The organism is Pseudomonas sp. NPDC012596 (assembly GCF_042902325.1).
In the GTDB taxonomy this organism is placed as follows: domain Bacteria; phylum Pseudomonadota; class Gammaproteobacteria; order Pseudomonadales; family Pseudomonadaceae; genus Aquipseudomonas.
Genome location: NZ_JBIBEB010000003.1, coordinates 62,489 through 76,364, shown reverse-complemented (window position 1 = coordinate 76,364; position 13,876 = coordinate 62,489). Strand labels below are relative to the sequence as shown.

Here is a 13,876-nt window from a genome sequence, read left to right as displayed (position 1 = left end):
CACCGGGCCTGGCGAGATTGCAGTAACAAAAGGTTACCAAGTGCTGGCGCATTGCAATTAGCTATCGTTCAGGCGCGGCCTAGACTGCCTTGATCCCATGCCCGAGTGATTGCCCATGACCGCCTCGCCCTTGCTGTCCACGTTTCTTCCGCTGGCCTTGGGCATCATCATGCTCGGCCTTGGCTTGTCGCTGACACTGGCCGACTTTGCCCGCGTGGTGAAGTATCCCAAGCCGGTGCTGATCGGCCTGGGCTGCCAGATCCTGCTGCTGCCGCTGGTGTGCTTTTTGATTGCCAATGGGTTCGGGCTGGAAGCGGCGCTGGCTGTTGGCCTGATGCTGCTGGCAGCCTCACCCGGTGGCACCACCGCCAACCTGTTCAGCCACCTGGCGCACGGTGACGTGGCGCTCAATATCACCCTGACGGCGGTCAACTCGTTGATCGCGATCCTGACCATGCCCCTGCTGGTAAACCTGTCGCTGGTCTGGTTCATGGCGTCGGACCAGGCCATCCCGCTGCAATTTGCCAAGGTTATGCAGGTGTTCGCCATCGTCCTGCTGCCGGTTGCCCTGGGCATGATGATCCGGCGCTGGACGCCAGGTTTTGCCGCACGCATGGAAAAGCCCATGAAACTGGTGGCCGCGCTGTTCCTGGCATTCACCATCGTGCTGGCGCTGAGCAAGGACTGGCAGACCGTGGTCGAGTACGCACCCGTGGTTGGTCTGGCGGCGTTGCTGTTCAATGTGATCAGCCTGGCTGTCGGTTACTGGGTGCCGCGGCTTTTGAGCATCCCCAAACGCCAGGCCATCGCCATCGGCATGGAAATTGGTATTCACAACGGCACCCTGGCGATTGCCCTGGCCTTGAGCCCGTCGCTGCTGAACAACCCGACCATGGCGGTGCCAGCGGCCCTGTACAGCCTGATCATGTTTTTTACGGCGGCGGGGTTTGGCTGGTGGGTTAGCCGCGGACAGGCAGCGGTAGCACCGCAAGGCAAGGGTGAAACGGCGAACTGACGCCGTCAGCTGCGGCTGCGCCGGGCCTGCAGTTGGCGCTTGAGCACCTTCAGCGGTGGTGCATAGAAGAAACCAAACGACACACTGCCCGTACGCCCTTTGACTGCATGGTGCAGGCGGTGGGCGCGGTGCAGGCGTTTGAGGTAACGGTTGATCGGGCGCGGCTTGCGTGGCCAGTGCCGATGGAAAAAGCCATCGTGCGCCAGCACATACAGCAGTCCATAAGCCGCCACACCGCCGCCCACCCACTGCAACGGAGCATGGCCAGCCTTGCCCAGCGCCATCAGCGCGGCGGCGATCAGGCCCAGGGCCACCAGGTAGAGGTCGTTGGTTTCGAGCATGCCCAGGTGCGGCTCGTGGTGCGAGCGGTGCAGCCACCAGCCCCAGCCATGCATGATGTATTTGTGCGCCAGCGTACCGACACCTTCCATGGCCACCAGGGTGCCGATCAGCACGACGAAGTTGAACAGCATGTAACGGTCCGGGGGAAGACGAAGAATGGCGCAAGGGTACCGATTAGCGGCGTTTTTTTCCATGTGGAGTGACCGGCTGTAGGGCATTTCCTTATGAAGCCATTGTCATGTTTTTACCCTTGACCCTGCGCGAACCGGGGCGTAAGGTCCACCCCGCAATTTTGCATCCCTCAACAGGAGCCCCGCTTTGGACAGTAGCCCCAGTCGCTTGCGACAGGCCCACTCGGCGAGCTAGTCCGGCAGCTTCCTGCCACTGTCTCGCTATCGGCTAGACGGTGGATTGCTCCAGCCAATCAAGGCTCGAGCCCCTCCTCTTTTCTTCCTCTTCGTGGTCCTGCGCATTTCTGGTTATTCAACCGCGCCACCTGACGTGGCGTCAGAGCGGGCACGTGCCCGCGCAAGAGGTTCGCTATGGATTGGAAAGTATTTCTGCTGCGTGTCAGCATCGCCTTGCTGCTGGGTGCCCTGATCGGTGCCGAGCGCCAACTGCGCCAACGCCTGACCGGGCTGCGCACCAATGCGCTGGTCAGCACCGGCGCCTGCTTGTTCGTACTGATGACCCAGGCGGTACCGGGCATGGCGCCCACCGATGCCTCACGAGTTGCGGCCTATGTGGTGTCGGGCATCGGTTTTCTGGGGGGCGGTGTAATCATGCGCGACGGTTTGACCGTGCGCGGCCTGAACACCGCCGCCACCCTGTGGTGTACGGCGGCGGTCGGGGTGCTGTGCAGCCTGGGCCTGCTGCTGGAAGCGGCGCTGGGTAGCCTGGTGGTGCTGTGTGCCAACATTCTGCTGCGTGATATCGCGCAACGCCTGGACCGGCAGGAGGTGCTGCCCGCCAGCGAGGTCGGACAACGCTACGAAGTGCGCGTAGTATGCCGCGCCGAGGATGAAATCCAGGTGCGCAGCCTGATGCTGCACAGCCTGGGCGACCCGGAGCTGCGCCTGCAGTCGCTGCACAGCGAAGACCTGGCCAACCCAGCGCGCCTGGAAGTTCGCGCCGAGCTGCTCGGCAACCCGCAGGCACCGGCGCAGCTGGAGCGGCTGGTCAGCCGCGTGAGCCTGGAGAAAGGCGTCAGTACGGTGCGCTGGCAGCTGCAAGCGCAGGTATTGGCGACGGACTAAGGAGCGCTTGATGTCAATGCGCCTGCTCGTTGGTTGAGTACACTGCCCAGCGCTAGCCGGCGCTCATCGCCATGTTGCCTGCAACGGTGTACCCGTCGCGCCCCTGCTGCTTGGCCTGGTACAACGCCCTGTCGGCTGCCGCCATCAGGCTTTCCGGGGTGCTCGCATCCAGTGCCGGGTGGCCAACGGCAATCCCGGCGCTGGCCGACACTCGCCCCAGCGGGCTAGCGGCATGCTCGATCACCTGGCGGCGCAGCAACTGCATGATTTCTTCGACAACCAGTTCGGCGCCCTGCACGTCGGTGTCCGGCAGCAACACGGTGAATTCTTCACCGCCATAGCGCACGGCGAGGTCGGCCGGCCGCTTCAATGCCTGCTGCAACAACTCGGCAAACCGCCGCAGGCACTGATCACCCGCCGGGTGGCCATAACGGTCGTTGTACAGTTTGAAATAGTCCAGGTCGAGCATCACCAGCGCCAGCGCATACCCGTGGCGCCGCGCCCGGCGTATCTCTGCCTCGAACACCGCGTCCAGCCTGCGGCGGTTGCCCAGGCCAGTCAGGCTGTCGGTCAGGGCCAGCGACCTGAGGGTCTGATGTGCCTGGTGCAGCGCCCGTTCGATGGCAATCCGCTCGCGCAACTGGCGCAGTACCACCCAGCCAAACGCGCCCAACCCCACCAGCAATAACAGCAAGACCGCCACCGACTTGAATACATCATGCCGCCAGGGCGCGATGATCGACTCACGGGACAAGCCTGCCTCCACCACCATCGGGTAACTCGTCAGTGCCCGATAAGCGTACAAGCGCGGTGTTCCGTCCACTACCGCCACCGCCTCGGCCAGCCCCTCGCTGGCATAGGGCAAGTGATCGCGAAAAATCTCACTGTTGGCCAGGCTGCGACCTACCACCTGCTCGACGAATGGCCGGCGGACCAGAATAGTGCCGTCGCGCTTGGCCAGCACCAGCGCGCCGCGTTCGTCGATCCTGAAGTCACCGTAGTAGCGCACGAACCAATCCACTTTAATGGTCCCCAGCAATACCCCGGCAAAACTGCCGTCTGGGTTGTCCAGCCTGCGCGAGATGGGAATGATCAGATCGCCGCTGGAGCGGCTGCGCACCACCGAGCCGATGCGCACGTTGCGGTCGGTATGGGTACGGTGGAATACAAAGTAATCACGGTCGCCATTATTGGCCTTGGGTGGAATCGCAGCCTGGTCGGTGACGATCCAGCTGCCATCGGCCCCATACACGAACAAACCCTGCAACTGCGGGATGATTGCCTTCTGTTGCGCCAGCAAGGCGTGCAGGCGTGGCCGGTCGAGGTGGCTGAAGCCATCGCCTTCCAGGCGCTCGGCCAGTGCTGCAGTAATGGCGTCGACCTGGCGGATGGCGTCCTCTGCATGTTGGGCCGTGGCCCTGGCCAGGTTGCTGACCATGTTCTCGGCATTGGTGAAGGCGTGCCGGTAGTCGCGCCAGATGCGCCAACCTTCGATCAACACGAAGGTCATCATCACCACGGCCATGAACGTCAATACCAGGCGGAACAGCGCTACGGCGCGCCCCTCACCGGGTACCCCGAACAGCCCGTCATCGTCCTGGTTCTTGGCCGCACTCATGGAACTCCTTGCCCTCAAGCGTTCGCCGCTTACCACTATAGTTCAGCGCTGCTTGCGCGTACCCAGCTCGATCCACGTCGGCGCATGGTCACTGGCTTTGGGTTCATTGCGTACCCAGGCATCGACCCCGCCCGCCTTGAGGTACGGCGCAAGCTGCGGGTTGAGCAACAGATGGTCGATACGCAGCCCGGCGTTGCGTGCCCAGTGGTTACGAAAATAATCCCAGAAGGTATAGATGCGCTCTTCGGGATACAGCGCGCGGATGGCGTCGGTCCAGCCTTGCTCCAGTAGCGACTGGTAGCAATCGCGGGACGCGGGCTGGAGCAAGGCATCCTTGCGCCAGGATTTGGGGTCATAGATGTCGAAATCGGTCGGCACCACATTGAAGTCGCCCGCCAGCACCGTTGGGTGGCCACTGCTCAGCAAGCCGCGTGCATGGGCGTTCAGGCTTTCGAACCAGCGCAGTTTGTAGTCAAATTTCGGCCCCGGCTGCGGGTTGCCGTTGGGCAGGTAGAGGCACCCAACCAGCACCCCGTGCACTGCGGCCTCCAGGTAACGGCTCTGGTCGTCGTCTTCCATGCCTGGCAGCCCGCGGCGCACTTCCAAAGGCTGGCTATCGCGCGCCAGTATCGCCACCCCGTTCCATGACGGCTGGCCGTGATGCAGGTAGCCATAACCCGCCGCCTCGAAGGCTTCGCCCGGAAACTGGGCATCGGCTGCCTTGAGTTCCTGCAAGCAAGCGACATCGGGCTGTTCCCTTTCCAGCCACGCCAGAAGTGCCGGCAGGCGGCTACGGATGCCGTTGATATTGAAGGTGGCGATGCGCAGGGCTTTCATGCGTCCGGGTCTTCCACATGGGCCTGCACTGCCGCTTGCAGCGCGCCCAGGTGGGCTTCATCCGCCAGCGCCTTGAGTGCCAGCCAGTCGTCCCAGTCGATGGCGCCATCGTCGCGCAGCGCTTCGGCCGTGCGCACCAGCTCATGGTGATAGGCGTCCGGTGATTCGCGCCGGTAACTGTCATCGTCGTACTGCGCGTACCAGGCTTCAAGCTCGGGAATGCTGCGTTCGATGCTCATCCTCTGCTCCTTTGCGGCAACCTTTGAATGTGTGAGCTTAGCTGCCGGGCATCGTTCAACCGCAATGCCGTGGTGGTCGCCCTGGCCGCAAAAAAAATTAAACCTATGGCCCTGCGCGCGGCTCAACCGTTAGCGACACTGAGGTCGCGCCACCGATAGCAAGGAGTGAAACATGAGCAATCTGTTCATCAAGCGCGCAGGTTTGTCGCTGGTGCTGGGCATGGCGTCGTGGCAGGCAATGGCGGCGTCGTCCGATGATTTCGTCGACGCGGCCACCGAGGCCGGGATCGCCGAGGTGGTCACCGGCAACCTGGCCCTGGAGAAGAGCCAGAACGCAGAGATCAAGACCTTCGCCCAGCAGATGGTCACCGACCACACCAAGGCTAACCAGAAACTTGGCGACATCGCCCGAAAACTCGATATCAGCGTGCCAGACGAAGCTGCACTGACCGATAAGGTCAAGAAGATGATCCTCGAATGGCGCGAGGAGTCGTTCGACAAGTCCTACGTCAACAATCAGGTCGATGCCCACGAAAAAGCCGTGGAGCTGTTCAAGAAGGAAGCCGCTTCATCCGACAAGGCTGAGCTGAAGGCTTTCGCCAGTGAAACGCTGCCTACCCTGGAGCACCACCTGGAGCAAGCCAAGGCGCTTCAGGCCACCCACGGCAAGTAATTGGAGGACCCAGATGACTAACGATAGCTTGCGCAGCGAAATCCTCACTCGGTTGCTGCATGCCCACCCGCACGGGCTGGGCAAGGAAGTACTCGACAACTACCGCGGCGAGAAGGCGATCGCTGATGTGCTCAATACCTTGCAGCAGCACGGGTTGATCCAGGACGGCAGCGTGGTTAGCGAGAATGATCAGCCGTTGAGCATCAGTTACCCGATCAAACTGTCTGCGGCCGGCGTTGAGGCGGCAAAGCAGGTTGAGGGTTAGACCCGCCTGGCAAGGCTTTGTGGGAGCGGGTTTGTGTACGATGCAAACGCCGCGGCGAATGGCACCGGCATGGCCGGTGTTCGCGGGGCAAGCCCGCTCCCACAGAACAAACGCTAACTTACTGATTTGGCGCGGATCCTGTAGGAGCGGCTTCAGCCGCGAACACCGGCAAAGCCGGTGCCATCCACCGCGGCGCCTGCTTCGCGGCTGAAGCCGCTCCTACAGGGTATGCGGCGCGCTAGCGGGCTTTGTTCTCTGCGCGACAGCGCAGCCGAAGGGATGGGTAATCTCCCACAAAATTACTTGGGCACGAGTTCGGTGATGGTCGGATGTGCCTTGTGTGCTTCGTCGCGCTTGAGCAATTGATCTTCCAGAAACTGCAACTGCCTGCCCTGCTCCGCACACAGTGCCCGCTTCTCCTCCAGGCTCTGGTTTTGCGCATGCAGCTGCCGGCGCATTTCGTCGCTGGCGCCCTGCGCCTGGGCCAGTATCGTGCGCAGGCCCTGGATCTGTGTATCACGCTGCTCGAGCAAGTCATCCAGAACCTTGCGTTCGCTGCTCGCCTGACGGTGCTCCCCCAGCAGGCGCTCGTTGTCCCGGTGCAGCCGGGTCAATTCATCCTGTTTGACGATCAACCCCTGCTGCAGCTGGCGCATTTCGACCTGTAGCTGTTGCACCTGCGCTTCGTGCCGGCGTTGATCCTGCTCGCGCTGCTCACGGCTGGCGCTGCGGTAATGCTCCAAAGCATCGCGTGCGTGCCGGTGTTTCTCTTCCAGCGACCGCACCTGCTCCTCCTTGTCAGCCAAGCGTACCTGCAGCTCGCCAAGTGCCTGGTTGAGGCTGGCGCCGCGCAGCTGCTCGGCTTGCAGGGTGCTTTGCGTAGCGTTCAAGCGCTCCGACTCGGCGGCCAGGGCGGCGTCCTGGATCTGCTGTTGCTGGTGCGCAGCGGCCAGCGCCTGCTGAGCCAGTTGCAACTGGGCTTCATGTTGTTCGCGCTGTTCGTTGAAGCTGGCTTCAGCCTGCTCGACCCGCGCGTCCGCCTCTTCCTGCAGTTGCTCTGCCAGCTGCGCCACCAGTTTTGCCAGAGTGTCGCTCAACGCAGGGGTGCCCTGCAGCGCCGCAGGCTTAATCCCTTCCAGCTCCTTGAGGTACCGGTGAATGGTGGTCTTCGAGCCAGTGTTGCCCAGCTCGATGCGTACCGCATCGATACTGGGGTATTCACCCCGGGCGATCAGCACCTGCCTTGCCTGCTGCACTACCGCCTTGTTGATGCCGCCCCGGGCCATGTTTGCTCCTACGATTTCGTGTTGTGGTACGTACTATGTATTTACATACGAATTCTGTCTTTTTTCAGGCGTTATTTCAAGCGATTACTAAGGCTTAATAATCACGGCTTATCGCATGAGAAGGTGTGAAAAGCGGGTTTCAGGTGGGCTTAGGTAGCGGTGGCAGTACGAAAGGGGCCCAAAGGTGAGTGTGCAGCCGCCTTGAAGTTAGGTGGCGCTTGAGTCCACCATGGACAAAATGGCTATCCGCCCAATCAAGCCCTTACCCTTGGCCCAAGATGAACATCGAAAACTACAAGGCAATCGCCGACAGCATCGCGCTGCTGCTCTTCCCTCACGCTGAAGTCATCGTTCACGAGGTGAAGAGCCAGACGGTGGTCCACATCGCCAATAACTTCTCCAAGCGTGCACTGGGTGATGACTCGGCGCTGGACCTTGAACTGGGCGACTTTCGCAACGCGGCCAAGCTCGGGCCTTACGAGAAGCTCAACTGGGACGGCCAGAAGATCCGCTCCATTACCACCGTGCTGTACAACCCGAACGGCGAAGCTGAGCACCTGTTGTGCATCAACCTGAATTTCTCGGTGCTGGAGCAAGCCCGCGAAGCACTCGATGCGTTCTTCAAGATCAGCCGCCTGGTGCCGCAACCGGACGCACTGTTCAAGGATGACTGGCAGGAGCGCATCAATACCTTCCTTCACGCCTGGCTCCAGGCGCGCAACCTGTCGCTGCGCACCTTAAAGATGAAGGAGAAGCGCGCCCTGGTGGAGGCGCTGCATGCCGAAGGCGCATTCGAAGGCCGCAGCGGGGCCGACTATGTGGCCAATGTGCTGAACATGGGCCGGGCGACCGTTTACAAATACCTGAAGGAGCTGCGGGATCAGCCCGTCTGAAAATGTGTCAAGCACTTGTCCATTGTGGATATTGAGTCTATTGTGGACTCGTATTCCATAAGCGGACCGTGTTCCCATGCCTGTCGATGCCCAGTACCTCGCCTCTCTGCACCACGCCATCGCTGAAGCACACCAGGCCCTGCGCCCTGCGGTGAGTGTCACCCCGCTCACCTACAGCGCCCGGCTGTCGGCATTGACCGAATGCAGCGTTTACCTGAAATGCGAACACCTGCAACACACCGGCTCGTTCAAATTCCGTGGCGCCAGTAACAAGCTGCGCCTGCTGCCGGCCGGGCAACGCAAGCTGGGCGTCATCACCGCCTCGTCGGGCAACCACGGGCAAGCGCTCGCCCTGGCGGGCAAGGTGATGGGGGTGCCGGTCACCGTTTACACCACCACATCGGCGTCCACCTACAAGGTCGGTGCCATTCGGGCGCTCGGCGCCGAGGTGGTCAGCCTCGACCTGGACCCGCTGGGGGTCGAGCTGGAAGCCGCACGGCAGGCGACGCTCCAGGGCAAGCCCTTCGTCTCGCCCTACAACGACCCGCAGGTCATCGCCGGCCAAGGCACCATCGGCATGGAACTGTTCGAACAGGCCCCCGACCTGGACGCAGTGTTCGTCGCGGTTGGCGGTGGCGGCATGATCGCGGGCATCGGTGCCACGCTGCGTGCACTCAACCCAGGCATCGACATCATCGGTTGCTGGCCGGCAAACGCGCCGACGCTGCAGCGTTCGCTCGAAGCCGGGAGAATCATCGAGATGGAAGAAACCGATACGATCTCCGACGGTACGGCCGGCGGTGTCGAACCCGGCGCCATCACCTTCCCGCTGTGCCAAGCACTGCTGACGCGCACCGTGCTGGTCAACGAAGCAGAAATCAAGGCAGCGATGCGTGAAGTCGCCAGCGCTGAGCGCTGGATCATCGAAGGCGCGGCAGGTGTTGCGGTGGCCGGCATGCAGAAGCTGGCCAAGGAGTACCGTGGCAAGCGCGTAGCCGTTGTGATATGCGGCCGCAACATCGTGCTGGAGAAATTCCTCGAGGCGGTCCAATGAAAGTCTTCAATAAAGAACAGATCATTGCCCGGCTCGACCTGAACCTGGCGGTGCAGCACCTTGAGCAAGGTTTCATCGCCTTCTCGCAAGGTAAGGCGCAGGTGCCGCCGGTGCAGGCATTCGCGTTCCCCCAGGCGAACGGCGACTGCTGCATCAAATCTGCGCATGTCGAAGGCAGCGACACCTTCACGGTGAAGGTGTCGACTGGCTTCTATGACAACCCAGCCAAAGGCCTGCCGAGCAACGACGGCTTGATGATGGTGATCTCGGCCACCACCGGGCAGCCCATTGCCTTGCTGCAGGACGAGGGCTGGCTAACCTGTATCCGCACCGCGCTGGCCGGCCGCATCGCCGCCCGCCTGCTGGCCCCTTCGAAGGTCAACGCCATCGGCATTCTCGGCACTGGCACGCAGGCGCGCATGCAGCTAGAGCAGCTGGCCGCCGTCACCCCTTGTCGCAAGGTGGTCGTGTGGGGGCGCAGCGAGGCCGCGTTGGCTGATTACAGTGCATTCGCCACGGGTCTGGGCTATGAAATCGAGGTCACGCGCAGCGCTGAAGTGGTGGCACGCAACGCCAACCTGATCATCTGTGCAACACCTTCGCGCGCACCGTTGCTGCATAGCGGCTGGGTGCAACCTGGCACGCATATTACTGCCGTAGGCGCAGACGCACCGGGGAAGCAAGAGCTCGACCCGGCACTGGTCGCACGGGCAGACCGCATCATTGTCGACTCCATTTATCAATGCAGCCACTACGGTGAAGCCTCCCATGCACTGAAGGGCGGCCTGATCGGCGAGCACCAGCTTGCAGAGCTTGGCGCGCTACTCGAAGGCCGCGTGCCAGGCCGTGACAACGATCAGCAGGTCACCCTGGCCGACCTGACTGGCGTGGCCGTGCAGGACACCCAGATCTCAAGCTGTGCGCTGGCCTCACTGGGTATGTGAGCGCGCTACGATTGCGAAACTTCTGCCTCTGCCCGAGATGCCTTGGGCGAGGCCTTTTTCTCCTGCACCACGATGTAGAACTCCTCCCCGTGCTTGACCGCGCCGTACAGCACCGCTTTTTCAATCAGCTCGCTGCCGCGCAGGTGGCGCAGCATCATCGGGTCCTTGCGCAAGTCGCGGTAAAGCGCCAGGCACAGCAGCACCATCACCACCACAAAGGGCAGCGCCACCACAATGGTCAAGTTCTGAAGGCCCGTAAGCGCTTCACCCGGGTTACCCGAGTTACCAATGGCCAGCATGATGGCGGCCACGGTGCCGGTCAGGGCGCCCCAGAAAATCACGGTGCGCCGCGAGGGCTCCGTGGTGCCGTGTTCGGACAAGGTCCCCATCACCAGCGAGGCCGCATCGGCGCCAGAGACGAAGAAGATCGCCACGAGAATCATCACCAGTACTGAAGTCGCCGCTGCAAACGGGTAGCTGTCGAGTAGCTGATACAGCGCATGGTTGCTGTTCACGGCACCGTCGATCAGCACGAAGGTGCCCTCACGCAGCGCATCGATGCCGGCACCGCCGAAAATGCTGAACCACACCAGGCTGACCAGGCCTGGCACCAGCAGCACGCCGCTGACGAACTGGCGGATGCTGCGCCCACGGCTGATACGGGCGATGAACATGCCGACGAAGGGCGTCCAGGAAATCCACCAAGCCCAGTAGAACACCGTCCAGCTGGCCAGCCAGCTGTCCATCGCATCGCCGCCACTGGCGCTGGTGCGCGCCATCATCTCGGGCAGCAGCTTTATATAGACGCCGATCGAGGTTGGCAGCAGGTTGAGCATCAACAGCGTCGGCCCGACCAGAAACACGAACACTGCCAGCGCCAGTGCCAGCACCATGTTGGTGTTGGACAGCCACTGGATGCCCTTGCCGATGCCCGACACCGCCGAGGCAACGAAAGCGATGGTCAGCAACGTGATGAGGCCGATGTAGAACAGCTTGCCGGGGTTTTCGATCCAGCCGTTATATTCCAGGCCGCCGGCGATCTGCAGGGCGCCGAGCCCCAGCGACGCCGCCGAACCGAACAGGGTGGCGAAGATCGCCATCATGTCGATCACCCGGCCGATGGGGCCATTGGCATGTTTGCCTATCAAGGGCCGGAACGCGGTGGAAATCAGCTGCGAGCGCCCGCGCCGAAAGGTGCCATAGGCGATCGCCAGGCCAACGATGGCGTACATCGCCCAGGGGTGCAGCGACCAGTGGAACAGCGTGGTGGCCATTGCCACCTGCAGCGCCTCGTCGGATTGCCCGGCGGCAGCTCCCGGCGGCGGTGAGACGTAGTGCGACAGCGGCTCGGCCACGCCGAAGAACATCAGGCCGATGCCCATCCCCGCGCTGAACATCATGGCAACCCAGGACACCGTGCGAAATTCCGGCGCTTCACCATCACGCCCCAACGGAATTCGGCCGTAGCGGCTGGCGGCCAGCCACAGCACGAAGATCACGAAGAAGGTCGAGGTGAGGACGAAGAACCAGCCAAAATTGACGATGACCCAGGACTGCGCCGTGGATGCGCTGGCGGCGAGGCTTGCCTGATTGACGAAACCCCAGAGGATGAAAGCAATGGCCAGGAGGCTGGTGAAGCCGAACACCACCCAGTCGAGCTTGCCTTCAAGGTGACGGTCCTGCCTGGCTTCGGCAGTCTTGGACGGGTCGGTGACGCCGAGCGCCGGTGTTTCAACGTTCTCTTGCGTTGCCATCGATGGGCCCTTTTCGGTTTGCTGCAGGCTTTTGTTGTTTTAGTTGCGAGCGATGCCTGCGCTAGAACCGGGGTCGGCCACAGGGGAGGCCCCGTGATTATCCAGTGCCCGAATTAACGGCCCCTATTCCAGGACCGTCGTGGCACGTCCAATCAACGACCTGCCACTCCCACAAAAACGGCGCACCATTCAAGCTGCGCTATCCAACCCCATCTGCCAGAAATCCGCTTCCAGCCGCGAAGCCTGGCCAAAGATCCCCGCCAGCTCGACAAAGCGCTGCTCGGTCATGCTGCGTGCCGCCAGCTCATCAAGGTGCTTGCGTGCATTGGCCGCCACCCCCTGATACCCCTCGCCCGCGTATTCACCAATCCACTCTCGGTAAGGGTGGTTGCTCAGCTCACCGATCTGCGCCGCCAGTGTGCGACCAATCTCGGCGTAGCCAATCACGCACGGCGCCAACGCCACGTGCAGCTCCAGCAGGTCACCGGCAGCGCCACAGTCAAGCACATAACGGGTGTAAGCCACTGTCGCCTGGTGCTCCGGCGCCGCCTCGATATCGGCCTGGGACAGCCCCCAGCGGGCGCACAGGCGCAGGTGCAGTTCGGTTTCATCGAGGATTGCCGCCAGGCCCGCCTGGGCGGCGCGGATGTCGGCCGGCAGGCGGCTCTTGTAAGCGGCCAGGGCCCAGGCGCGGGCGAACTGGATGAGGAACAGGTAGTCCTGCACCAGGTATGTCCGGAAGGCGTCCTCGCTCAGGGTGCCCTCACCCATCTGTCGCACGAAATCATGGTCCACGTAACTGGACCACTGCGGCGCGGTGGCAGCTTTCAGGCGCGCAAAGATATCCATGGTCAGGCCTCCTCGTCGTAGATTGCGTCGAAGAAGGCAAGCTCGAGGGCCACGGTGCGCGCAAAGAAGTCGCTACTCAGTGCAGCCTGTTGCGGCCCTACCCGGTCAAGTTCGGTTTGCAGGAAGCCGACGAATTCGGCGAACGCCGGGTTGTCATGCAGGGTGATCCATTCGGCATGCACGAAGTTGCCGGGCAGTGGTTTGGCTGCCTTGGTCGCCCAGTCCAGGTACAGGCCTTCGGCAACGTTCAGCACCGCCAGCGCCGCTGCGTAGCAACGGGTGGCGGCAGCCTCGCGCATGATTGCCTTGAAGCCTGCGGTGGGTACCGTGTCCTTGGGTTCAGAGCGCTGCGCGGGGCTGACGTCCAGCGCCTCGAAAGCACGTAGGAAGTATGTGTTTTCGTCGCTGGAGATCATCCCGGCGAAGCGGCCGAAACGCAGGCGCGCCTCGAAGGTGTCGGCGCTGGCAATGGCAGCGCCCAGCAGGGTCAGGAAGCTGTCGAGAAAGCGATGGTCCTGGACCAGGTAGCGAACCATGATCGGGTCCGCCACGGTGCCGGCGCAGAGTTCGCGGACGAAGCGGTGGCCAACGGCAGCCGACCAGGTTGGCTCGTTCTGGCGACGCAGGGTTTCGGTGAAGCGTGCGGTCATGGTGCTGTCCTCCATGGGGGTGACAGCGAGACCGTTGCGTTGGTGCATCGAGCGGCCTCGCAGTGAGGCCGGCAAAAAGGCAGGTCGGCAGTCCCATCCCTTCGCCGGCATGATCCGGATCAGGTTCTAAGGGTCACCGCGCTGCAATGCCAGCGGTCTCTCAGCCCGTTGCCGGACTCCCCTTGGTGGGGTGCAGGTATA

At 62.4% G+C, this 13,876-nt stretch carries 15 protein-coding genes and 1 riboswitch; of the genes, 7 read left to right on the top strand and 8 right to left on the bottom strand.

What is annotated here, in order from left to right; translation table 11 throughout:
- Positions 1-115: 115 nt before the first annotated feature.
- Complete coding sequence (locus tag ACFY68_RS04940; RefSeq protein WP_387523911.1) at positions 116-1,015, top strand: bile acid:sodium symporter family protein; 900 nt, start codon at positions 116-118, stop codon at positions 1,013-1,015.
- Between the two features lie 5 nt (positions 1,016-1,020).
- Here the strand turns inward: ACFY68_RS04940 and ACFY68_RS04935 are convergent, their stop codons facing one another.
- Positions 1,021-1,488, bottom strand: coding sequence for a sterol desaturase family protein (locus tag ACFY68_RS04935; RefSeq protein WP_387523908.1), 468 nt, complete (start codon positions 1,486-1,488; stop codon positions 1,021-1,023).
- Between the two features lie 411 nt (positions 1,489-1,899).
- On the opposite strand from ACFY68_RS04935, the gene ACFY68_RS04930 reads away from it, so the two are divergent.
- Positions 1,900-2,613, top strand: coding sequence for an MgtC/SapB family protein (locus ACFY68_RS04930; protein WP_387523905.1), 714 nt, complete (start codon positions 1,900-1,902; stop codon positions 2,611-2,613).
- 52 nt (positions 2,614-2,665) lie between these two features.
- Here ACFY68_RS04930 and ACFY68_RS04925 read toward each other — a convergent pair whose 3' ends face one another.
- From ACFY68_RS04925 to ACFY68_RS04915, 3 genes are read right to left on the bottom strand one after another with little or no spacing between them, the layout of a single operon-like run.
- Positions 2,666-4,231, bottom strand: coding sequence for a diguanylate cyclase (locus ACFY68_RS04925; protein ID WP_387523902.1), 1,566 nt, complete (start codon positions 4,229-4,231; stop codon positions 2,666-2,668).
- Positions 4,232-4,273: 42 nt separating this feature from the next.
- A complete protein-coding gene (gene xth, locus ACFY68_RS04920) occupies positions 4,274-5,068 on the bottom strand; it encodes an exodeoxyribonuclease III (protein WP_387523899.1) in 795 nt (264 codons plus the stop codon).
- Complete coding sequence (locus tag ACFY68_RS04915) at positions 5,065-5,307, bottom strand: hypothetical protein (protein ID WP_346613294.1); 243 nt, start codon at positions 5,305-5,307, stop codon at positions 5,065-5,067. The genes xth and ACFY68_RS04915 overlap by 4 nt, the downstream gene beginning before the upstream one ends.
- Before the next feature lie 172 nt (positions 5,308-5,479).
- Between ACFY68_RS04915 and ACFY68_RS04910 the strand changes: the two genes are divergently transcribed.
- Positions 5,480-5,980, top strand: coding sequence for a DUF4142 domain-containing protein (locus tag ACFY68_RS04910; protein WP_387523896.1), 501 nt, complete (start codon positions 5,480-5,482; stop codon positions 5,978-5,980).
- Positions 5,981-5,993: 13 nt separating this feature from the next.
- Entirely contained in the window at positions 5,994-6,245 is a 252-nt protein-coding gene (locus tag ACFY68_RS04905) for a hypothetical protein (RefSeq protein WP_387523893.1), read from the top strand.
- A 299-nt stretch (positions 6,246-6,544) separates the two neighbouring features.
- On the opposite strand, the gene ACFY68_RS04900 is transcribed toward ACFY68_RS04905, so the two are convergent.
- The gene (locus ACFY68_RS04900) at positions 6,545-7,531 is read right to left on the bottom strand and encodes a DNA-binding protein (protein WP_387523890.1); all 987 of its coding nucleotides are present in this window, start codon (positions 7,529-7,531) and stop codon (positions 6,545-6,547) included.
- Between the two features lie 278 nt (positions 7,532-7,809).
- Here ACFY68_RS04900 and ACFY68_RS04895 point away from each other — a divergent pair, with 278 nt between their 5' ends.
- The 3 genes from ACFY68_RS04895 to ACFY68_RS04885 all read left to right on the top strand — a co-directional run bounded on the left by ACFY68_RS04895 (position 7,810) and on the right by ACFY68_RS04885 (position 10,422).
- Positions 7,810-8,424, top strand: coding sequence for a transcriptional regulator (locus ACFY68_RS04895; protein WP_387523887.1), 615 nt, complete (start codon positions 7,810-7,812; stop codon positions 8,422-8,424).
- A gap of 76 nt (positions 8,425-8,500) precedes the next feature.
- Positions 8,501-9,478: a threonine/serine dehydratase gene (locus ACFY68_RS04890; protein WP_387523884.1), complete on the top strand. Its 978-nt coding sequence runs from the start codon at positions 8,501-8,503 to the stop codon at positions 9,476-9,478.
- Entirely contained in the window at positions 9,475-10,422 is a 948-nt protein-coding gene (locus ACFY68_RS04885; RefSeq protein WP_387523881.1) for an ornithine cyclodeaminase family protein, read from the top strand. Before ACFY68_RS04890 ends, ACFY68_RS04885 begins: the two co-directional genes overlap by 4 nt.
- Positions 10,423-10,427: 5 nt before the next feature.
- On the opposite strand, the gene ACFY68_RS04880 is transcribed toward ACFY68_RS04885, so the two are convergent.
- From ACFY68_RS04880 to ACFY68_RS04870, 3 genes are all read right to left on the bottom strand, one after another.
- On the bottom strand, positions 10,428-12,176 hold the full coding sequence (locus ACFY68_RS04880; protein WP_387523878.1) for a BCCT family transporter: 1,749 nt from the start codon (positions 12,174-12,176) through the stop codon (positions 10,428-10,430).
- A 189-nt stretch (positions 12,177-12,365) separates the two neighbouring features.
- Entirely contained in the window at positions 12,366-13,025 is a 660-nt protein-coding gene (tenA, locus tag ACFY68_RS04875) for a thiaminase II (RefSeq protein WP_387523875.1), read from the bottom strand.
- A 2-nt stretch (positions 13,026-13,027) separates the two neighbouring features.
- Positions 13,028-13,675, bottom strand: coding sequence for a TenA family protein (locus tag ACFY68_RS04870; protein ID WP_387523872.1), 648 nt, complete (start codon positions 13,673-13,675; stop codon positions 13,028-13,030).
- Positions 13,676-13,754: 79 nt separating this feature from the next.
- Positions 13,755-13,868, bottom strand: a riboswitch (TPP riboswitch).
- Between the last annotated feature and the right edge of the window lie 8 nt (positions 13,869-13,876).